14 protein-coding genes are annotated in these 21663 nt (G+C 72.7%); 6 read left to right on the top strand and 8 right to left on the bottom strand.

All coding sequences use genetic code 11. From position 1 onward, the window contains the following. Positions 1-149 precede the first annotated feature (149 nt). Positions 150-680 carry an SRPBCC family protein gene (locus ACIBTS_RS21195; protein ID WP_399321216.1) on the top strand — a complete coding sequence of 177 codons (531 nt, stop codon included), beginning with the start codon at positions 150-152 and terminating at the stop codon, positions 678-680. Between the two features lie 4 nt (positions 681-684). Here ACIBTS_RS21195 and ACIBTS_RS21200 read toward each other — a convergent pair whose 3' ends face one another. The 5 genes from ACIBTS_RS21200 to ACIBTS_RS21220 form a co-directional block, all read right to left on the bottom strand. Continuing rightward, positions 685-3537 carry an NHLP bacteriocin export ABC transporter permease/ATPase subunit gene (locus tag ACIBTS_RS21200; RefSeq protein ID WP_399321218.1) on the bottom strand — a complete coding sequence of 951 codons (2853 nt, stop codon included), beginning with the start codon at positions 3535-3537 and terminating at the stop codon, positions 685-687. Between the two features lies 1 nt (position 3538). Beyond that, entirely contained in the window at positions 3539-5656 is a 2118-nt protein-coding gene (locus ACIBTS_RS21205; protein ID WP_399321402.1) for an NHLP family bacteriocin export ABC transporter peptidase/permease/ATPase subunit, read from the bottom strand. 101 nt (positions 5657-5757) lie between these two features. Beyond that, complete coding sequence (locus ACIBTS_RS21210) at positions 5758-6564, bottom strand: HlyD family efflux transporter periplasmic adaptor subunit (RefSeq protein ID WP_399321220.1); 807 nt, start codon at positions 6562-6564, stop codon at positions 5758-5760. Positions 6565-6649: 85 nt separating this feature from the next. Continuing rightward, positions 6650-6865: a type A2 lantipeptide gene (locus tag ACIBTS_RS21215; protein WP_319339047.1), complete on the bottom strand. Its 216-nt coding sequence runs from the start codon at positions 6863-6865 to the stop codon at positions 6650-6652. A 475-nt stretch (positions 6866-7340) separates the two neighbouring features. Beyond that, on the bottom strand, positions 7341-7754 hold the full coding sequence (locus ACIBTS_RS21220; protein WP_399321222.1) for a PaaI family thioesterase: 414 nt from the start codon (positions 7752-7754) through the stop codon (positions 7341-7343). Positions 7755-7942: 188 nt separating this feature from the next. On the opposite strand from ACIBTS_RS21220, the gene ACIBTS_RS21225 reads away from it, so the two are divergent. Further along, positions 7943-9442, top strand: a complete 1500-nt coding sequence (locus tag ACIBTS_RS21225) for a S1 family peptidase (RefSeq protein ID WP_399321223.1) — start codon at positions 7943-7945, stop codon at positions 9440-9442. A gap of 112 nt (positions 9443-9554) precedes the next feature. Here ACIBTS_RS21225 and ACIBTS_RS21230 read toward each other — a convergent pair whose 3' ends face one another. Further along, positions 9555-11717, bottom strand: a complete 2163-nt coding sequence (locus ACIBTS_RS21230) for a SpoIIE family protein phosphatase (RefSeq protein ID WP_399321224.1) — start codon at positions 11715-11717, stop codon at positions 9555-9557. 345 nt (positions 11718-12062) lie between these two features. Here ACIBTS_RS21230 and ACIBTS_RS21235 point away from each other — a divergent pair, with 345 nt between their 5' ends. Next, positions 12063-14552, top strand: coding sequence for a SpoIIE family protein phosphatase (locus ACIBTS_RS21235; protein ID WP_399321226.1), 2490 nt, complete (start codon positions 12063-12065; stop codon positions 14550-14552). Positions 14553-14567: 15 nt separating this feature from the next. On the opposite strand, the gene ACIBTS_RS21240 is transcribed toward ACIBTS_RS21235, so the two are convergent. After that, complete coding sequence (locus ACIBTS_RS21240; protein ID WP_399321228.1) at positions 14568-16502, bottom strand: glycosyltransferase family 2 protein; 1935 nt, start codon at positions 16500-16502, stop codon at positions 14568-14570. Between the two features lie 174 nt (positions 16503-16676). Here ACIBTS_RS21240 and ACIBTS_RS21245 point away from each other — a divergent pair, with 174 nt between their 5' ends. After that, positions 16677-17177 carry a metallophosphoesterase family protein gene (locus ACIBTS_RS21245; protein WP_399321229.1) on the top strand — a complete coding sequence of 167 codons (501 nt, stop codon included), beginning with the start codon at positions 16677-16679 and terminating at the stop codon, positions 17175-17177. A 250-nt stretch (positions 17178-17427) separates the two neighbouring features. Further along, positions 17428-18351: an aminoglycoside phosphotransferase family protein gene (locus ACIBTS_RS21250; protein WP_399321230.1), complete on the top strand. Its 924-nt coding sequence runs from the start codon at positions 17428-17430 to the stop codon at positions 18349-18351. Here the strand turns inward: ACIBTS_RS21250 and ACIBTS_RS21255 are convergent. Next, positions 18330-19454: an XdhC family protein gene (locus ACIBTS_RS21255; RefSeq protein WP_399321232.1), complete on the bottom strand. Its 1125-nt coding sequence runs from the start codon at positions 19452-19454 to the stop codon at positions 18330-18332. The two genes, ACIBTS_RS21250 and ACIBTS_RS21255, sit on opposite strands and share 22 nt — an antisense overlap. A gap of 158 nt (positions 19455-19612) precedes the next feature. On the opposite strand from ACIBTS_RS21255, the gene ACIBTS_RS21260 reads away from it, so the two are divergent. Next, on the top strand, positions 19613-21592 hold the full coding sequence (locus ACIBTS_RS21260) for a GTP-binding protein (protein WP_399321233.1): 1980 nt from the start codon (positions 19613-19615) through the stop codon (positions 21590-21592). The last annotated feature ends 71 nt before the right edge of the window (positions 21593-21663 follow it).

Raw genomic sequence — 21663 nt, forward strand, 5'->3', positions numbered from 1 at the left:
ACTCCAGGGACGTGAAGGCAAAGTACACGTAAACGAAACGGTTTCGTACACATCGAGGCTAGACGAGTTTCAGCGAAACGGCAAAGTTTCGCTAGCGAGAGTCCGGACATGCGCGCCGCCAGTTCCTGACGAGACAGGACCGATCCGCCATGCCGACCGACCCGACCGGCACGTATCCGACCCTGGACGACGGCCGCCCCGCCGTCCGCTTCACCCGCACCTACGACCATCCGGCCGACCGGGTCCGGCAATTCGTCACCGACTCCGGCGAACTGGCCCACTGGTTCCCGTCCCGCGTCGAGATCGAGCTGTGTCCCGGCGGCACGATCCGGTTCAGCGGCGACCCCGATCTGCCCGAGTCGACCGGCCGGGTTTTCGCCGTGGACGCGCCCCGCCGGCTGTCCATCGCGTGGGGCGGCGACGAACTCCGCTTCGACCTGGAGGCCATGGCCGGCGACCGCACCCGCCTCACCTTCACGGACGTACTGCAGAGCGCGGACACCGCCGCCCGCAACGCCGCCGGCTGGGAAGTGTGCCTGACCGCCTTGGACGCCAGGGCCGACGCCGCCACCGCCGAAACCGGCTCCTGGGAGGCGTACTACCACGCCTGCGTCGAGGCGGGGTTCCCCCACGGCGCACCCGTCCCCGGTGTCGACCCCCACCCCGACGACCCCGACTGAGGCCCTAGGCCAACTGCCGTCGTACCAGCTCGTGGAGGCGTCCGCCCGTGTCCGCGAGGAGCTGGGCGGGCGGGCCCTGCTGGGCCACCTTGCCGTTCTCCATGACGACAACCCGGTCGGCGTCCATCACCGTCGACAGGCGGTGCGCGATGACGACCCGGGTGGCGTTCAGCTTGCGGGTGCTCTCGATGACCGTGCGCTGCGTCTCGTTGTCGAGGGCGCTGGTCGCCTCGTCGAAGAACAGGATGCGCGGCCGGCGGATCAGCGCCTGGGCGATCATCAGGCGCTGGCGCTGGCCGCCCGAGACCGACCCGCTGCCCGAGACGATCGTGTGCAGCCCCATCGGCATGCGCTTGATGTCCTCCGCGAGCCCCGCCAGCTCGGCGGCCGCCATCGCCTCCTCCGGCGTGTAGGCCTCGGTGCCGCAGATGACGTCCAGCAGGGAGCCGGTGAACGGCTGGGCGTGCTGGAGCACCACCCCGCACTGCCGGCGCACGGCCGACTGGTCGAGCGCGGCCAGGTCCTGGCCGTCGTACAGCACACTGCCCGAGACCGGTTTGTCGAAGCCGATGAGGAGCCTCAGGAGCGTCGACTTGCCGCAGCCGCTCGGGCCGACGATCGCCACGAACTCGCCCGGCCGCACCTCGAAGGAGACGTCGTCGAGGACGAGGGGACCGTCGTCGGAGTAGCGGAAGGAGAGGCGCCGGGCCTCGAGGGCGCCCGTCAGCGGGCCCGGGCGGGTGTTCCCCGTGCGGACCTCGGGCGTGGCCTCCAGCACCGGCCGGATCTCCTCGAACAGCGGCAGCGCGGCCACCGCCGACACGAACGCGCCGGTCAGCGAGGTGACCGAGGTGAGCAGCATCGTCATCGACGTGTTGAAGGTGAGGAAGTCCGCCGCCGACAGCGCACCGCGGGCCGGACCGGCCAGCAGCATGAACATCAGCAGCGAGCACAGCGGCAGGTACACCGAGCCCAGCACCGTGTTGAGGTTCTTGATCCGGCCGAGGCGCTGCTGGAGTTCCCGGCTGCGCGCGAACTGCGCCGCCCAGGCCGCGTACGCGTAGTTCTCGGCGGCCGCCACCCGTAGCTTCGGCAGCCCGCGCAGGGTCTGGAACGCCTGGTTGTTGAGCTTGTTGGAGAGCACCACGAGCCGCCGCTGCCAGCGCACCTGCCACAGGCCCAGCGCCAGGAACACGGACGCGATGACGACGAGCATGCCGATCGCGGCCAACGCCATCGGCACGCTGTACCAGAGCAGCAGCCCCAGGTTCATCGCGCCGATGGTGACGGACTGCGCCACCGACGGCCCGAGCCCCGCCAGCAGCCGGCGGATCGCGCTGATGCCCATGGCGGCGCTGGCCAGCTCGCCCGTGGAGCGTTCCGCGAAGAACTTCGTCGGCAGCCGGAGCAGGCGGTCCCACACGGCCGGCTGGAGCGTCGCCTCGATCCGGCCCTCCAGACGCAGGATGGTCAGGTTCTGCAGCAGCATGAACGCCGCCGCGACCACACTGCTGACCATCACGGCCAGACACACCTGCACGATCAGCCCCTGCTGGGCCCTCGGCACGAACTCGCCGAGCACCTTGCCGGTGGCGATCGGCACCAGCGCCCCGATCGCCACCGTCACCAGCCCGCTGAGCAGCAGGTTCCTCAGGTCCCCTGCGGTGCCGCGCATGCTGAACCGCAGCAGGCCGAGCGGGCCCGACGTGCGGTCGGGCAGCGGGCGGTAGAACATCACGGCCCGCGGCTCGAACTCCTCCGCGTTGGCCTTCTCGACCGGGGTCTCCCGCCCGGTCGCGGGATGCACGGCGACATAACCGCCGCGCCGCCACAGCAGGGCGACCGGCGCGCCGGACAGGGCCCGGTGGCCGACCAGCGGGCCCACGTCGTCCCGCCACCAGCGGCCGTCGAGACGGACGGCCCGGGCGCGCACCCGGGAGGCGAGCGCAATCCGCTCGACAGGGTCCAGGCGGTCGCTGTCGGCACCCATCTCGGCGGGCTCGGCGAGGGTGATCCCGGCGGCCCGGGCGACCAGCCTGCAGGCGGCGAACGTCGCGTCGGCGTCGGCGGACGTCGTGCGCTGCCCCGACTTCTTGCCGATCGACGCCAGCAGCGTCCGGTCGGCCTGTGCGCGGACCGCCTCACCCGCCTTGATCCCGGCGGCCGTACGGGTCTCGTGGGTGTGTTCCAGCTGCTCGATCCAGCGGTCCAGGGTGGTCAGCAGCCGGTACTGCTGGTCGACCATGGACTGCCACACCGACGGGTCCATCAGCAGGTCGGCGGCCGCCTCCGCGCCGTACAACCGGCCGTACTGGACGCTGCCCGGCGGTACCTGCATCCAGAACACGTCGTCGTCGTCCCCCATGCTCGAATGCGCTCGCACGGGGGCACCCCCGTGCTCCGCCGCCCGCTCGCCGGCCATCGGCGCCTGGAAGAGGATCGACAGGCCGCGGCCGACGCCGAGGGCGAGCGCGTACTCCAGGGGGCTCGAAGTCGGCGGCACGTACTGGGGGTTGCCGTACTCGTCGTAGGACCAGGTCTGGGTGCTCGCGGGCTGGTACAGCTCGCGCAGGCCGATGCGGTGCACCACGCAGTCGCGCAACGGGCGGGCGACGAGGGTGTGCTGGGGACCGGCGACCGGGCCCAGCAGCAGGGACCCCGCCTCCAGGCGGCCCAGGTGGTGCCAGTGGCCCTGCTGTTCGGCGTCCACCGCGAACAGGTCCAGGGCGCCCGACGCGACCAGCCACAGCACTTGCGGGCCTTCCAGGTCGAGGCGGCTGAAGCCCGCGCAGTCGATCCGCGAGCCCAACTGCCCCAGTGCGGCGAGCACGACGTCGCCCTCGGGTACGGCCGTCATCTCAACGCTCCCTGACCAGGGCCGCGTACGAACCGCCGCGCGCCACCAGTTCCTCGTGCCGCCCGCGCTCCACGACCGTGCCGTGCTGGAGCACGACGATCTCGTCGCTGTCGCGCACCGTGCTGAGCCGGTGGGCGATCACCACGCACGCGCAGCCGCGCTTGCGCAGGTTGTCCATCACCACCTGCTCGGTCTCCGCGTCCAGCGCGCTGGTCACCTCGTCCAGCACGAGGATGCTGGGCCGACGCACCAACGCCCTCGCGATCTCCAGGCGTTGGCGCTGCCCGCCGGAGAAGTTGCGGCCGTCCTGCTCGACCCTGCTGTGGATGCCGCCGGGCCGCCGCATGACGACGTCGTGGAGCGCCGCGTCGCGCAGTGCGTCGACGACGGCGTCGTCCGGGATCGACGGGTCCCACAGGGCCACGTTGTCGCGGACCGAGCCCTCGAACAGGAACACCTCCTGGTCGACGAAGGAGACGGAGGAGGCGAGCGCCCCGCGCGCGAAGTCCTCCAGCCGCTGCCCGTCGATGCGGATCACGCCCTCCCAGGGCGCGTACAGGCCGGAGATCAGCCTGGACACCGTGGACTTGCCGCTGCCGGAGCCGCCGACCAGCGCCACCTGCTGCCCGGGGCCGACGGTCAGGTCGAAGCCGGTCAGCAGCGGCTTGTCCAGCGGGCTGTAGCCGAAGGTGATGTTCTCCAGCTCGACATGACCGTGCAGCCGGCGCGTGGAGTCCCCGCCGGAACGGCGGTCGTAGAGCGGGTCGGCGCGGAAGTTCTCCACGTCCTTCAGCCGGGCCACGTCCGCCGCGAAGTCCTGGATCCGGCCCGCGACGCCGTTGAGACGGCTCAGGGGCGCCGTGAAGCGGGTGACCAGCGCCTGGAACGCGACCAGCAGGCCCACGGAGATATGGCCCTCGATGGCCCGCATGCCGCCGATCCACAGGATCAGCGCGCTGTTGAGCGAGGCGAGCGTCGGCGCGACCACGCCCAGCCAGGCGCTCGGCACGCCCAGCCGCTGCTGCTCCTCCAGTGTGGTGGCGTGCTGCCCCGCCCACTTGCGGAAGTAGCCGTCCTCACCGCCGGTCGCCTTCATCGTCTCGATCAACTGCAGCCCGGTGTACGCCGTGTTGGTCAGCCGCGCGTTGTCCGCGCGCAGCTTCGCCGTCCGGGTCGCGCGCATCCGGATGACGATCCGCATGGCGACGATGTTGAGCAGCGCCACCCCGATGCCGACGTATGTCAGCTGCGGATCGTAGGTGTAGAGCAGGATCGCGTAGAGGACGACGACCACCGCGTCCACGCCCGCCGACGCGAGGTCGCGGGCCAGGGTCTCGGCGACCGCGTCGTTCGACTGCAGGCGCTGGACCAGGTCGGCGGGGCTGCGCTGCGAGAAGAAGGTCACCGGCAGCCGCAGCAGATGGCGCAGGAAGCGGGCGCTGGAGAGCGTGGAGGAGATGATCCGGCCGTGGTGGAGGTTGGCCTGCTGGAGCCAGGTGAGGGCGATCGTGAGGGCCACGCAGGTGCCCATCGACGCGAACAGCACGGTCAGCAGGGAGGTCTGCCGGCCGATCAGGAACATGTCGATGTAGGTCCGGCTGAGGGCGGGTACCGCCGCGCCCACCACAACCAGCAGCAGGCTCGCCAGCACGGCCGCCGGCAGGGTGCCCGCGGTGCCGCGCAGCCGGGCCGGCATGGCGCCCAGCACTCCCGGCTTGCGGCCCCCCCGCTCGAAGTCCTCGCCCGGCTCCAGCACCAGCACGACACCGGTGAAGCTGCCGTCGAAGTCCTCCATCGGCACGAACCGCCGGCCCTTGCCGGGATCGTTGATGAACACGCCCCGGCGGCCGAAGCGCCGGCCGAGCCCCTCGTAGACGACGTAGTGGTTGAACTCCCAGAACAGGATCGCCGGCGTGCGCACCCCGGCGAGGGCGGCCAGGTCCATCTGCATGCCCTTGGCCGTCAGGCCGTAACTGCGGGCCGCTTTCAGCAGGTTGCTGGCGCGCGAGCCGTCGCGGGAGACGCCGCACGCGATGCGCAGCTCCTCCAGCGGGATGTGCCGGCCGTAGTGGCCGAGGACCATGGCGAGCGAGGCGGCCCCGCACTCCACGGCCTCCATCTGGAGCACGGTGGGCGTGCGGACGGTCTTCACGCTGGCCTTGGGGACCGTGCGCCGGGGCGGCGCGGCCCGCCGCCGACCGCGGGTCTGCTCGGTGGCGGTCACGGGAGCAGCCAATCGACGGGACGCTGGTCGGCCAGCCGGATCGAACCGGTGGCCATGGTCATGGAGGTGAGCGCGTACGGCGGTCCGTCCGCGGACGACCACCTGTAGCCGCTCTTCGTGCCCGCCGACTTGTCCAGCTTCACCAGCACCGCCACCGGGCGGCCCTCCTTGGTGAACTGCCCGCCCAGCTGGCTGTCGCCGAGGAACGCGGCGATCTGCTGGGCCGACTGGGCCGCGCGGTCCACCGACTTCACATGGCCGCGCAGCACGCCGTACTCCTGCGAGGGCACGGTCTGCACGGTCAGGTCGACGGCCGCGTCCTGCGGTATGGAGGCCGCGTTCTCCGCCGGGACGTACACCGTGGCGTACAGCGGGTCGTCGGCGCCCGCGACCTTTTCCACCGCGGCGACGTTCGCGCCGGTGGAGATGATCTGCCCGATGGTGGCGGCGAGCGCGGTGATCCGGCCCGCGGCGACCGTGCGCACCACGGCGTCGCCCTGGGCCGTGCGTACCTTCAGCACGGGGGAGTTCGCGGGCAGTCGCCGGCCCTCCTTCGCGAGGACGGCGGTGACCTGGCCCGCGGCGGGGCTCTGCAGGATGTAGCTGCCCTCGCCGTGGGTGAGGACGGCGGGCGCGCTCACCGTGGAGGCGACCGAGCCGGTCACCGCCCACACGGACGCGGCCGCCATGACGACCACGGTCACGGACAGCACCAGCCAGCCCTGGGGGCGCGCGAAACGCACCGGCAGGTCGAGCTCCTCCGGCGACTGGAGCTTGGCGAGGGCCTGTTGGCGGAACTGCACGGGGCTTACCTCGGGAGTGTCAGGGCACCGATGAGTCCCGGAGCCGGGGGACGGCTCCGGGACTCAAGGGGTCACAAAGGTGCGATCAGAGACCGGCGACCAGGTTGGTGACCGGGGCCGTGTTCAGGCCGGTGACACCCTCGACGGTGCCGACGGCCGTGTCGACCAGGCCGGAGACCGGGGCGACGCCGTCCACCAGGCCCGTGACGGTGCCGAGGGCGTTCAGGGACAGACCGCCGGAGACGTTGTCCAGCTCGGCGTCGGAGATCTCGACGGTCTCAACCTGGGGGGTGGAGTTCATGGTGGAACTTCCCTTCACATGGATATCTCATAAGGGGGAGCGGCCCCCTCTGGGGACAGATGACGGCCGCGACCGCTGGTGCCGGGCACCCGTTTCCGGAAGCCGTGCGGCCCCTGCGGTGCGATGGATCAAAGCAGGTTTACGGCCGGCGCAGCCAATCAATCCCCCGTCCCACCTGGGAACTTGCGTCACAGGAACGTTAAAGCGTGCAGGTGCGCCCACGGCTTGTCGGCGACTTCTTCACACGGCAGGCGGGATTCGCTCGGATGAGCGCCGCGCCCCCTCGCGGCGAATCCGACACTCCCGTCTCAATGGCGTGGCCGGGGTCGGCGAGTTGTGCAGAACCCCTGCTTCCGGTGACCCGCTTGGGCAGTCGATGTGCAGATTCCCTGAAGCAGGAATTCCGCTCTCCGATCGGAACGGATCGTCGCCGACCGACTACGAACGGTGTAACTCCGGAAGTGTTCGGAGTGGGTCAGCCCAGCAGGGCGTACACCGTGCCGGCCCGGGCGGCCAGTTCGCCCGTCCGCTCGGCCGTCATGGTGATGTCGGCGAACGCCGTCCGGCGGCCGAGCTTCGTCAGCACCGCTTGGATCAGGACATCCGAATCGGCCACCGACCGCTGGAACGACGTCGACTGCTGAACCGTCGTCATCGGTCCGTAGGCCCCGCGGGCGGCCGACACGGCGATCGCGGTGGCCGTGTCCGCGGCCGCCATCAACGCCTGCCCCGAGAGCCCTCCGCCCTCCCGCGCCAGCTTCTGTGACCAGGGAAGACGCAGAACCGCCCGGTCCTCGCCCAGGGCCTCCACGGACAGCCCCAGAGCCAGCACCCAGGGTGCGAAGTTGTCGGAAAGGATCTTGTCGGCTTCGGCGGTCGTCATCGTCATATGGGCGATTGTTCCCCGGGCCGCGACGTCGGACGCAGGTCATGGCCGATTCAGGGTTCAGCAAAGAAAGTTGGCAATCGCGATTGAACGCACCATGCGACCCCTGCGTACTGATGGCCAACCAGGCGCCGCTGTACGGAGCTGCCGAACCCGGCAGCCAGACCCCGCCCCCCAGGAGGTCGAGTTTTTTGAGTCACAAGCGAGTTACGAAGCGCAAGGCCATCGTCGCAGCCGGCGGTGTGGCGGCGCTCGGAGCGGCGGCCATCCTCCTCCCCCAGGCCAACGCCTCCCAGGACGGCGGCTCGAACAACGCCGCCTCGGTGAAGACCCTGAAGGCGGGCGATGCCTCGGGACTCGCCTCCCAGCTCCAGAAGCTGCTCGGTGACGCCTTCGCCGGTTCCTACTACGACGCCGACGGCAAGCAGCTGGTCGTCAACGTCACGAACGTCTCCGGCGACAAGAACAACGTCGTCGCGCAAGCGGAGAAGGCGGGCGCCAAGGTCCGCGAGGTGGAGAACAGCACGGCCGAACTCAAGGCGGCCGCACAGACGTTGAAGACCAGGGCGACCATCCCGGGCACCTCCTGGGCCGTCGACCCGAAGACGAACAAGATCCTCGTCACCGCCGACTCCACGGTCACCGGCAACAAGTGGGACAAGATCGAGTCGACCGTGAAGACCCTCGGCTCGGGCATGGCCACGATCAAGAAGTCGGCCGGCGCCCTCAAGCCCCTGGTCTCCGGCGGCGACGCGATATTCGGCGGCGGAGCGCGCTGCTCCCTCGGCTTCAACGTGACCGCGGGCGACGGCTCCCCGGCGTTCCTGACGGCCGGTCACTGCGGGGTCGCGGAGAAGCAGTGGTCCGACTCCGCGAACGGCCAGCCGATCGCCACGGTCGACCAGGCCACCTTCCCCGGCGACGGCGACTTCGCGCTTGTGAAGTACGACGACCCGAACACGCAGGCGCCCAGCGAGGTCAACACCGGTCAGCAGACCGTCGCGATCAGCCAGGCCGCCGACGCGACGGTGGGCACGCAGGTCTTCCGGATGGGCAGCACCACCGGACTCAAGGCCGGGCAGGTCCTCGGCCTCGACGCCACGGTGAACTACCCCGAGGGCACCGTCACCGGCCTCATCCAGACGGACGTCTGCGCCGAGCCCGGCGACAGCGGCGGCTCGCTCTTCACCCAGGACGGCCAGGCGATCGGCCTGACCTCGGGCGGCAGCGGCGACTGCACCGTCGGCGGCGAGACCTTCTTCCAGCCGGTGACCACCGCGCTGACGGCGGTCGGCGCGACCCTCGGCGACGGCGCCGGTGCGGGCGCCGGGGCCGGCGGCGGTAACGCGGGCGCGGGCGCCGTGGACGAGAACGGTGACGGCATCGACGACAACACGGGCGAAGCCATTCAGGGCGGCGGCGCGGCGGCCAACGGCGGCCAGGACCAGAACGCCAACGGCGGCCAGGACCAGAACGCCAACGGCGGCCAGGACCAGACCGGCAACGGCCAGGACCAGAACGCCAACGGCGGGCAGGCGGCCGACGGCGGTCAGGCCGCTGACGGAGGCCAGGCGGCCAACGGCGGTCAGGACGCGACCGGCAACGGCCAGGACCAGAACGCCAACGGCGGCCAGGACCAGACCGGCAACGGTGGCCTGCAGAACGGCTCGGGGCTGAACGAGTCGCACTGACACCGCATCACCCCATGAAACGGTCCGACCCTCCGGCGGGGGTCGGACCGTTCACGTCTCCCACTCCTGCTCCTGCTCCTGCTCCCGCGTCCACGAGGGCGGCGACGCCCCGTCAGCCGTCGTCCCCCAGCGCCCGCAGCAACAGCAGCGCCACGTCGTCGATCCGCTCCTCCGCCCTCGCGTAGTGCCCCACCAGCTCGTCGGCCAGCTCCTCCAGCGGACGGTCCCCGGCCCCGCCGAGCCGCCGCGCCAGATCGGTCACCGCTTCCTCGATGTCCACCCCCGGCGTCTCGACGAGCCCGTCGGTGTAGAGGGCGAGGACACAGCCGGGGGCGAGCTCGACCTCGGTCGTCGGATACGTCGCCGAGGCGTCGATCCCCAGCAGCGGGCCGCCCGCGAGGTCCAGGACGCGCACCCGGCCGTCCGCCCGGCGCAGCAGCGGCGGGGGATGCCCGGCCCGGGCCATCACCGCCCGCCCACGGGCCGGGTCCAGCCGCAGGTACAGGCAGCTGGCGAACAGCTCGGAACCGAGGTCGATCAGCAGCCGGTTGGTGCTGCGCATGACCTCCGCGGGCTCCTGCCCGACCGTCGTGTACGCGCGCACCGCGGTACGGATCTGCCCCATCAGCCCGGCAGCGGTCACGTTGTGCCCCTGCACGTCCCCGATCACGGCCGCCGGCAGCGGCTGCGAGGGCACCAGGTCGTAGAAGTCGCCGCCGATCTCCATGCCCCGCGTCGCGGGCAGATAGCGGGCGGTCGCCTCGATGCCGGGCAGCGACGGCAGCGACGGCGGCAGCAGCGCCGCCTGCAGCCCGTGCGCCAACCGGTGTTTCACGTCGTACAGCAGCGCCCGGTCCAGGGCCTGCGCGATCAGCCCGGCGAGGCTGGTCAGCACCGCGCGCTCGTGTGTGGAGAACGGATGGGGCTCCGCGTAGGCCAGCACACAGGCGCCCACCGGGCGGCCGGAGGCGATCAGCGGCAGAAAGGCCCAGGCGGCGAAGCCGTCCGGAGTGCTCCGCCGGGCCGGGTAGAGCTGCTCCAGCTGCTGCCGGGAGTCGAAGAACGCCGGGACGCCGTGCGCGACGGCGCGCGCACCCGGGGCCGGGTCGGTCAGCGGCATCCCGTCGAACTGCTCCACGGCGTGCGGGTCGGGATACCCGTGGTGCCCGAGCACGTGCAGCCGGCCCGCCCGCGCGCCGAGCAGGGTCAGCGCCTGACTGCCCACCGCCGGCGCGATCTCGTCCGCGACCAGTTGCACCACGTCCTGCACGCTCACCGTCTCGGTGAGCGCCCCGGCCAGACTCAGCGCCTGCGACATCGACACGAGCCGGGTCGGCGCGTCCACGGACCGGGGTTCGGACGAGCGCGTCTCCGTCACCGACCGGGCCCGGCTGATCCGCACGCTGAGCCCCGTGGTGCTCGGATACAGCCGGAACGACAGCCACTCGGACGGCGGGCGCAGCGCCACGAACGAGGTGGCGTCCTGACTGATCAGCGCGGCCCGGTAGCGCTCCTCGTACACGGGATCGTTCAGCCACGGCACGGCCGCCCACAGCTGCGTGCCCAGCAGCCCGCTCACCGGGACGCCGAGCATCTCGGACGCGGCGGCGTTGGCGAAGCCCACCCGCCCGCTCAGGTCCAGCGAGCACATCCCGTACGGCAGCCGGGCCACCATCCGGGCCGCCTCCAGCGAGCCGAGCGTGTCGGAGACGCCGCCCAGCGGGCCCGAGACCAGCAGATCCGACTCGGCGCGCACCGAGCGGTGCTGCGCCGCGGCGCGCTCCAGCCGCAGCGCGAGCCGCTCGCAGGCCGTCGTCAGCTCCTGGCGCTCCCGGTCGGACAGCTCCGGCGGGTGCGAGCCGGGCCAGGTGACGAAGACCGCGCCGTACACCCGGGACGCCGTCGCCACCGGCAGCGCGGCCAGCGCGAAGGGATACGGCAGGACGACGGCGATCCGCGGGTAGTTGCGGGCCATGTCCTCCTCCCCGCCCACCCACACCAGTCGCCGCTCGCGCACCGCCTCGGCGACCGGGATCGGCGCGTTCAGCCCCACCCGCTCCCAGGGCGCCGCGAACGCCCGGGGCAGCCCGGCCATCACCGCCATCTCCAGCATCGGTTCGTCGCCCGGGCGCAGGTACACGGCGCCGGAGTGCGCCCCGACGGCCTCCATCATCAACGTCAGCGCCAGGGAGAGCAGCGGCCGGCCGACTGGCGCCGCCGCGGCCGCGGCCGCGGCCGCGGCCGCCGGAGCCTGACCGGACGTCTGCTCGGGCACGGCGACCACCTCCCAAGGCGTGTTTCCCGGGTCGCCCGGGGGCCGCGGGGCGACCCGGCATCGGCCGGACGCCGCAGCTCGGGCCGGGGCCGATCCGCAGGACGCGCCCTCGCCCGGCGCCGCACGGGTCCCAGGCTCCAAATCTGCCCCCTGGCGGCGCGACGCGCACGGCGAGCTGAATTCCCGTGCACAGTCGATCGCCGGCAGTGCGCAAACTCAGCCGAACATGTTCGGCCCCTTTTGGGCGTAGGCCTCCACGGCCCCGTTCCCCGTCCGCCCCCTGTCGCCTTCACGGATCGGACGCAGGGGCTGCGCCAGGGGCTCGTAGGCGCTGTAATTGCGGACGTGGTCAGTGAGGGGTCCGCAGAGCGTAGGACGGGACACGTGCGTGCCGAAATCGCCCTGAAAACGATCACGGCTGATCCCGCCTCACCCGAACGGGTAAGGCGGACGCTCGAACAGGCGCTCGTCTTCGCGGGTGCGGCCCTGGCCGCCGTCTACACGCCCGGCGAGGACGGCGAGCTGCTGTGTCTGGCCGAGTCCGCCGGAGTCCCGCGGACGCTGTACGGGCTGCGCGAGAGCTATCCCCTCGCCGGGCGCTCGCCGGTCGCCGACGCCCACCGCACCGGGCGGCCGGTGTGGCGGGGACCCGGAGAGCACTCCGACCGCGCGGAGGCACCACGGACGCCGGCCCGGGACGTGCATCTGGCCGCGCTGCCCGTGGGCGGGGGGCCCGGGAGTCCGGCCGGGGCCGGCTGTCTGCTCGCCGTCAGCGAGCGCCCAGGCGGCTTCGACGCCGACGACCGCAGCTGTCTGCAGCTCGTCGCCGAGGCCGTCGCCCTTCCCGTTCCGGCCCTACCCGCTGCGGCCCTCCCCGTTCCGGCCGCCCCCGCCGAGGGGGAGGCGTCGCGTGCGAACGTCTTCAGCCTGGCCATGGACACCGGCCGCGTCGACGTCGGCGACGGCATCCTGGAGCTGTTCGGCCTGCCCAGGGAGGAGTTCGACGGCCGGGTGGAGACCCTCCTCGGGCTCACCGTCCCCGAGGACCTGCCCTCGCTGATGTCCGTCGTCGAGGCCGACCACCTGTCGGTCGGCGACCGCGAGCTGGAGTTCCGGGTGCTCCAGCCCGCCGAGCCGCCGCGCTGGCTCAGACTGCGCGGCCGTCTGCTGCCCGGCGGCGACGGCCGCCCGGCGCGGCTCCTCGGCACCGTCGCCGACGTCTCCACCCTGCGCGACGAGGTCACCGAGGTCGCCCGCGTCCAGCGGCTGGCCGCGGCGCTCGCCACCGCCGGCACCGTCCGCGACGTCGGCCAGGCCGTCGTCGCCGCCCTGCGGGGGCCGCTGCGGGCCGACCGGATCGCGCTCGCCGAACTGGAGAACGAGCGGCTCGTGGTCACCGTCCTCGACCCGCCCGAACCGGAGTACTGGCCCGAGCTGTGGCAGCTGGAGTGGCGCTCGGAATGGCCCGACGCGCCGGTACGGACCATGCCCACCCTCGCCGCCGCCCTGCGCGAGGGCCGCGCCCGGATCTGGCCCGCCGGCACCCCCCTGGAACCGGCCCTCGCCGAGGTGGGCCCCGGCGGCCTCGCCGTGCTGCCGCTGGCCGCCGGGGGCCGCACGGCCGGCGCCTGTCTGATCGGCTGGGACGAACCGCACGACTTCGGCCCCGACGAGCGCGCCCTGCTCACCGCCTCCGCCGGCCTCGCCGGCGAGGCCCTGACGCGGGCCCGCGCCTTCGACGCCGAACACGAACTCGTCGGCATGCTCCAGCGCCAACTGCTCCCGCGCCGCCTGCCCCCGCTCCCGGGCGCCACCGCCGTCGCCCGCTACCTGCCCGCCACCGCGGGGCTGGAACTCGGCGGCGACTGGTACGACGTGATCCCGCTGCCCGACCACCATGTGGCCCTCGTCATCGGCGACGTCCAGGGCCACAGCGCCGGCGCCGCCACCCTCATGGGCCAGATGCGTACGGCCCTGCGCGCCTACGCGGCCGAGGGCCACCCGCCGGACGTGGTCGTCGCCCACGCCAACCGGCTCCTGCTGGAACTGGAGACCGACCTCTTCGTGACCTGCTGCTATGTCGACGTCGGCATGGAGGAGGGCACCGCCTGGTGCGTACGGGCCGGGCACCCGCCGCCCGTCCTGCGTCACCCGGACGGCTCCACCGACATCGTCGAGACGGACGGCGGCCCGCCGCTCGGCGTCGGGGCGCAGGCCGAGTTCCCGATGACGCCGCTGCGGCTGCTGCCCGGCACCGTGCTCGCGTTGACCACGGACGGGCTCGTGGAGTCCGCCGACCTGGACATCGACACCGGCCTGGACCGGCTCGCCCACGAACTGTCCCTCGCCGACCCCGCCCACCTCGGCCTCGTCGCCGACGCCCTGCTCGGCAACGCCCACCGCGGCGACGACATCGCCCTGCTCCTCGTCCGCTACGACGGCATGGCCGTCAAGCCGCTGCGCGACGGCTGGACCGTGTGGCGCGTGCCGGAGGCGTCCCGGCACGCCCGCCGCTTCACCCGGCGCACCCTGCGCGCCTGGGGCGTCACCGACGACCTGATGGACACCGCCCTGCTCGTCGTCTCCGAGCTCGTCACCAACGCCCTGGTGCACACCGCCGGCCAGGTCCGCCTCGACATCACCCTGATCAACCAGCGGCTGCGGGTCGCCGTGACCGACGCCTCGCCCCGCACCCCCGTCAAGCCGACCCACCTCGGCTGGGAGGCCACCGGCGGGCGCGGCATCCTCCTCGTGGAAGCCGTGTCCGAGGCCTGGGGGACGGTGCCGGTCAGCGGCGGCAAACAGGTGTGGAGCGAACTGCTCCTGGAGCACTGACCCGGCCGCCTGCCGTCATCTCCCGCGCGTCGTGATCCTTCCGAGCGCCCGGTACAGCGCGCGTCGCACCCTGCGGGCCAGGCGCCTCGCTCCGCCGGGCTGGGGCGACGGCACCACGAGGAGACCGTCCGAGGCGACGTGCAGGGCGAAGGGCAGCGGATGGAAGCGCGCCCCCTCCTGCTGCGGGGTGAGGCACACCGTCGTCAGCCAGGTCCGGCCCACCGGGGCGCCGCCCGGCAGGGCGACCTCCAGCCGCCCGCCCGGCGAGAGCGTCCCGAAGACCTCCCGGGAGCCGCCGCGCTTGACCCCCGTCAGCCGCAGCAGCACATCGACGGCCTCGGGCACGTGGAGCGGCAGCACCACGCGGAGGCGGTCCCCGGCGAGGGTGACGTCCTCGGCGGCGACCCGGCCGAGGCCCAGCCGCGCGCTCGCGTGGCCGACGTCCAGCGCGAGACTCGCGTGCCGGTCGGTCCAGTACGGCAGCACCACCCGGCCGGCGACGACCCCGGCGGGCGGCGTGGGACGGCCGTGGCGGGGCGCCGGGCCCAGCCGCAGCTCCTTGGTCCAGCCGCCCAGGCCCACCCGCACCCACGCGTCCCACAGGCCCTCGCCGGGCGGACCGCCGCTCACCGCGGTCGCGGGATCCACGGTGGCCGTCGCCCGCAGCACGAGCCGCACCAGACTGCCGTCCCCGGCGGCCGGAACCGTCTCCCGGACCACCTCCACCGGCTGGAAGTACTGCGCGGAACTGGTCCGCTCCCGCAGCAGCAGGTCGGGCACGGCCCGGTCGAAGCGGCCCAGGGTGTCCGTGCCCAGCCACCGCACCGCCTCCGCGACGTCCCGCGGCGGCCACCGCGGAGAACCACCGGCGGACGGGAACGTCATCGGTCCGCCGTCGTGCGTGAGTTCGGCGGCGAAGTCGATCCGCAGCACGCCGTCGTGCCAGGCGACGCTCTCCGGGTCGACGGCGAGCCCGACGCCCGCCTCCCACTCGGCGAACGCGACGACGTCGTCGTAGCGGCCTTCGGCGGCCAGTGCGGCGACGACCCGCTGGGTGGGCTGCAGCGGCGCCGCCACCCCGGGCCCGAACCGCTCGACGACGACCCTGTGGATCTCCTCGAACAGTTCCTTGCGGTAGCCCTCGGGCAGGTCCAGGAAGCGTCGTCCGCGCAGTCGCTCGACCATCTCCACCCGCAGCCAGCGCCGGAACAGCCCGTCGCGCAGCGCACCCGGTTCGGTGTAGCGCTCGACGACGTCGAGGGCCTCGCGCAGGTGCTCGAAGTACCCCGCCGGGTCGAACCGCCGCAGGCTCAGGTTCGAGGCGTCGTCCCGCCGGACGTGGTAGTAGCAGACGTAGTCGCTCAGCACCGAGACGTTGCCGGCGCGCAGATAGGCCTCGGTGACGAAGACATGGTCCTCCAGCCGCCGCCGGCCCTCGGGGAAGCGCAGGCCGGTACGGTCCAGGAACGCCCGGCGGAACATCTTGTGCGGGGTCAGGCTGTCGATGAGCGGCGTGTCCTCGACGCAGGCGTGCGGACGGTTCGTGCGGAACAGCTCCACCGGCACCGCGCGCCCCTGGCCGGCCATCTTGCCCACGACGATGTCCGCGTCGTGGGCGACGCCGTAGGCGTACATCCGCTCCAGGGCCTCGTCGCCGAGGTGGTCGTCGTCGTCGACGAACATGACGTACTCGCCCCGGGAAGCGTCGATGCCGACGTTGCGCGGCTTGCCCGCCCAGCCGGAGTTCTCCTGGTGGATGACCCGGACGCGGGGGTCCTCGGCGGCCAGTGCGTCGAGGCGGGCCGGGGTGGCGTCGGTGGAGCCGTCGTCGACGAAGATCACCTCGTAGGCGTCCGGCGGGAGCGACTGCCGCAGCAGCGAGGCGATGCACGTCTCGATGGCGGGACCGGGGTTGTGGACGGGGACGATGACGCTGACCTTGACCGGCATCGGGCTCCTGGCCCCCTTGCTGGATCGCTTGCCGTGCGCGGGACGGCGGGTGCGTGTGGCCCGATGCTAACTCCGTCACCAACGCACCACTCATCACAATTAACCCGAATTGTCGACTTTGCCACTCAGGTCGCCTTTGTGTCCTGCTTCTGACCGCCTTTGTAGGCTGACGGCGTGCGACTCCTCCTGATGGCCGACACCCACCTCCCCAAGCGCGCCAAGGCGCTCCCCGCCACGCTGCTCGACGAACTCCCGCACGCGGACGTGGTGATCCACGCCGGGGACTGGGTCGACACGGCCACCCTGGACCTGCTGGAGAGCCGCAGCAGGCGACTCGTCGGCGTGTACGGCAACAACGACGGGCCCGGCCTGCGCGCCCGGCTGCCCGAGGTCGCCTACGCCGAACTGGGCGGACTGCGGTTCGGCGTCGTCCACGACACGGGCCCCGCACAGGGCCGTGAGGCCCGCTGCGCCGCCCGCTTCCCCGGCCTGGACGTCCTGGTCTTCGGTCACAGTCACATCCCCTGGGACACCACCGCCCCCGGCGGACCGCGCCTGCTCAACCCGGGCTCCCCGACCGACCGCCGTCGTCAGCCGCACTGCACCTACCTGACGGCCGTCGCGGCCGACGGCCGGCTCACGGACGTCGTCCTGCACCGGCTGCCGCCGCGCTGAACGCGACGCCGCGAGGGACGGACACACACGCAGAGCCGGGCCGCCCCGGCAGATGCGGCCGGAGGCGGCCCGGGACTTGCGAGTGTGCGTTGCTTCAACGGACCTCCTTCCTTCGTGAGACGAAGGACAGAGGACATGCATGCCTGTCCGTTGTGGGCGCCTACCCCTTTGCGCGCGTCTCACACCTCCCTTTCCCGCCCATCCGGCGGACTCCGAATTCGCTGGACGCCGCACGTCGCCTCCCGCTGTCATGGAGGACGTGCTGATCGACACCACGCTCGTGCGCCGTCTGCTCACCGCGCAGTTCCCGCACTGGGCCCGCCTCCCCATCACCCCCGTCCCGAAGTCCGGCATGGACAACGCCACCTTCCGGCTCGGCGACGAGCTGTCCGTACGGCTCCCGCGCTACGCGCACTGGACCGGGCAGGTCACCCGGGAGCAGCGCTGGCTGCCCCGCCTCGCGCCGCTCCTGCCACTGCCCGTGCCGGAACCGGTCGCCCAGGGCGCCCCGGGCGAGGGCTACCCCTACCCGTGGTCGGTGTACCGCTGGCTGGACGGGGAGACGGCCACCCCCGAGGCGTTGGCCGACCCGGTGCGCACCGCCCTCGACCTCGCCGGCTTCCTCACCGCCCTGCAGGGCGCCGACCCCACCGGCGGACCCGGCCCGGAGCAGAGCAACGCCTTCCGGGGCGTGCCACTGGGCGACGACCGCGACTCGATCGCCCACGAGGCACGGGTGCGACCGAAGATCGAGGCGCTCGGGAAGGCCGGTCTGATCGACACCGGCGCGCTCACGCGGGTGTGGGAGACGGCGCTCGCCGCCCCCGCCTGGCACAAACCGCCGGTGTGGGTCCACGGCGACCTCGACGCGGGCAATCTGCTGCTGCGCGACGGGAGCGTCTGCGCGGTCATCGACTTCGGCACGCTCGCCGTGGCCGACCCGGCGGTGGACCTGCAGCCCGCGTGGAAGTTCCTGCCCGCCGAGGCCCGCCCGGTGTTCCGCGAGGCGGTCGGCGCCGACGACGCCACCTGGGCACGCGCCCGGGGCTGGGCCCTCGCCGGGTCGCTGCCCGTCCCCGACGACCCGTTCTTCCGCGCCCACCCGGCCCGCGTCACCGCGGCCCTGCACCACCTGGAGCAGATCATCGCGGACTACCGGGCGGACGGCGCCTGAGCTCCCGTCGCACGGTGGATCGCCCCGGCCGTCGCCGTCAGCGGAGCACCGCTGCCGCCCCAGCGCAGCGCGACGATCTCGGCGGCCACCGACACGGCGACCTCCTCGGGCGTACGGGCCCCCAGGTCCAGCCCGACCGGCGAGCGCAGCCGGGACAGCTCGCGGTCGGTGAGTCCCGCCTCGACGAGTCGCGCACGGCGCTGGTCGTGGGTGCGGCGGCTGCCCATCGCCCCGATGTAGGCGGCCGGCCGGTGCAGCGCCACCTCCAGCAGCGGCACGTCGAACTTCGGGTCGTGGGTCAGCACGCAGATCACCGTGCGTCCGTCGGTGTCCGTGCCGCGCAGATACCGGTGCGGCCAGTCCACCACCACCTCCACGCCCGGCGGGAACCGCTTCGGGGTGGCGAAGACCGGGCGGGCGTCGCACACCGTGACCCGGTAGCCGAGGAAGTCGCCGATCCGGGCGACGGCGGCCGCGTAGTCGATCGCACCGAACACCAGCATGCGCGGCGGCGGCGCGAAGGAGTGCAGAAACACCGAGACGGCGTCCTCCCGCCGCTGGCCGCGCGGCCCGTAGTGCCGGACTCCGGTGACGCCGAGGGCGAGCTCACCGCGCGCGTCGGCCGTGACCGCCGCGTCCAGACCGGCCGAGCCCAGCGTGCCGGAGGTCCGCTCCGGCCAGACCACGAGGGCGGCCCCGCGCGGCGCCGGGCCGTCGGTGACCGTGGCCACCGTCACCGGCTCACCCGCGGCGACCGAGGCCGCGACCGCCCCGAACGACGGATCGAGGCCGGGCGTCACGGGACGCACCAGCACGGTGATCTCGCCGCCGCAGGTCAGCCCGACGGCGAACGCGTCCTCGGCGCTGTAACCGAAGGTCTCCAACCGGGCGCTCCCGTCGGCCACCACCTGCTGGGCCAGCTCGAACACCGCCCCCTCCACACAGCCCCCGGACACACTGCCCGCGACCTCCTCGCCCGGCCCCACCGCCATCGCCGCGCCCGGATCGCGCGGCGCGCTGCGGCTGACGGCGACCACGGTGGCCAGCCCGAACGGCACACCGCGGGCGTACCACCCGTTCAGCACCGGGAGAATCTCGCGCATGTTTGAACGTTAATCCGTTGCCGCTCCGCCCGCCGCTCTGCTGCACTGCGCGGGTACCGCCCCGGAAGATGCACCGCAGGAAACAGGAGCAGAGATGCGAACTTCGTTCATGTCCCCCCAGGAAGGAATGACCCCCATTTCAAAGGACATGACACGTCGTGCACTTGCTCAACCTCGGAATCCTCGCCCATGTCGATGCCGGTAAGACCAGCCTCACCGAGCGGCTGCTGCACTCGGTCGGCGTCATCGACGAGCTCGGCAGCGTCGACGCGGGCAGCACCCGGACCGACACCCTCGCGCTGGAGCGCCGGCGCGGGATCACCATCAAGTCGGCCGTCGTCTCGTTCCGGGTCGACGACGTCACCGTCAACCTGATCGACACCCCCGGCCACCCGGACTTCATCGCCGAGGTGGAGCGGGTCCTCGGTGTGCTCGACGGGGCCGTGCTCGTCGTCTCGGCCGTGGAGGGCGTCCAGGCGCAGACCAGGATCCTGATGCGGACCCTGCGCCGGCTGCGCATCCCCACCCTCGTCTTCGTCAACAAGATCGACCGGCGCGGCGCCCGCGACGAGGGCGTCCTGCGGGAACTGACCGAGCGGCTGTCCGCGCCGGTCGTCCCGACGGGCACCGTCACGCAACTGGGCACGCCCGAGGCCGCCTTCCGCCTCGGCCGGGTGCCCGAGCTCGGCGTTCTCACCGGGCTCGACGTCCTCACCGAGCACGACGACGACCTTCTGTCGGCGTACGTCGACGGCGCCGTCACACCGGAGCGCGTGCGCGCCGCGCTGCTCGCCCAGACCCGCGACGTCCTCGTCCACCCGGTCCACTTCGGCTCCGCGACGACCGGTGCTGGGGTGCCCGAACTGATCGCCGGGATCCGGGAGTTGCTGCCCGTCGCCGACGGCGACCCCGAAGGCCAGCTCTCCGGCACGGTGTTCAAGGTGGAGCGGGGGCCGGCGGGCGAGAAGATCGCCTACGCCCGTCTGTTCTCCGGCACCCTGCGCACCCGTGACGAGGTCTCGTACGGAGCCGGCACCGGCAAGGTCACCGCGATCAGCGTCTTCGACCAGGGCACGGACGTACGGCGGGAGGCGGTGTCCGCGGGCCGGATCGCCCGGCTGTGGGGACTCGCCGACGTCCGCGTCGGCGACAGCCTCGGCGCACCCCGCAAGGAACACGGCCACTTCTTCGCGCCGCCGACCCTGGAGACGGTCGTGGTGCCCGGTCCGGCCACCGACCGGCGTTCCCTGCACGTCGCCCTCACCCGGCTGGCCGAACAGGACCCGCTGATCGGCCTGCGTCACGACGAGGTCCGCCAGGAGACGTCGGTGTCGCTGTACGGGGAGGTGCAGAAGGAGGTCGTGGAGGCGACCCTCGCCGACGAGTACGGCCTGCACGTCACCTTCCGCGAGACGACACCGCTGTGCGTCGAGCGCCCGGCCGGCGCCGGGGCGGCGGCCGAGTTCATCAAGAAGGACGCGAACCCCTTCCTCGCCACCGTCGGTCTGCGCGTCGAGCCGGCCGCGCCCGGCAGCGGCGTGACCTTCGGCCTGGAGGTGGAGCTGGGCGCGATGCCGTACGCGTTCTTCAAGGCGGTCGAGGACACCGTCCGCGAGACCCTCGGCCAGGGGCTGCACGGCTGGCAGGTCACCGACTGCGCCGTCACCATGACCCACTCCGGGTACTGGCCCCGCCAGAGCCATGCCCACCAGGGCTTCGACAAGAGCATGTCCAGCACCGGTCACGACTTCCGCGGCCTGACCCCACTGGTCCTGACCGAGGCGCTGCGCCGGGCGGGGACGCGGGTGTACGAGCCGATGCACCGTTTCCGCGTCGAGGCCCCGGCGGACACCCTGGGCGCGCTGCTGCCCGTGCTCGCGGCGCTGCGTGCCGTACCGCGCACGACGGACACCAGGGGCGCGCGATGCGTGCTGGAAGGGGTGGTGCCGGCCGCGCGGGTGCACGGCCTCGAACAGAGGATTCCGGGGCTGACGCGGGGTGAGGGCGAGTGGGAGAGCGGCTTCGACCACTACGCGCCCGTCACCCACGGCACCCCGCCCCAGCGGCCGCGCACGGACCACAATCCGCTGAATCGCAAGGACTATCTGTTGAACGTGACGGGTCGGGTGTCCAACTGAGCTGACGGGGAATGAACTTACTGGGGGGTCAGAAGGTATTGACGGTGTCCGGAAATCACCGGACTGTAGTG

The sequence above is a fragment of the Streptomyces sp. NPDC050121 genome, from assembly GCF_044460385.1.
Lineage (GTDB): Bacteria > Actinomycetota > Actinomycetes > Streptomycetales > Streptomycetaceae > Streptomyces > Streptomyces soliscabiei.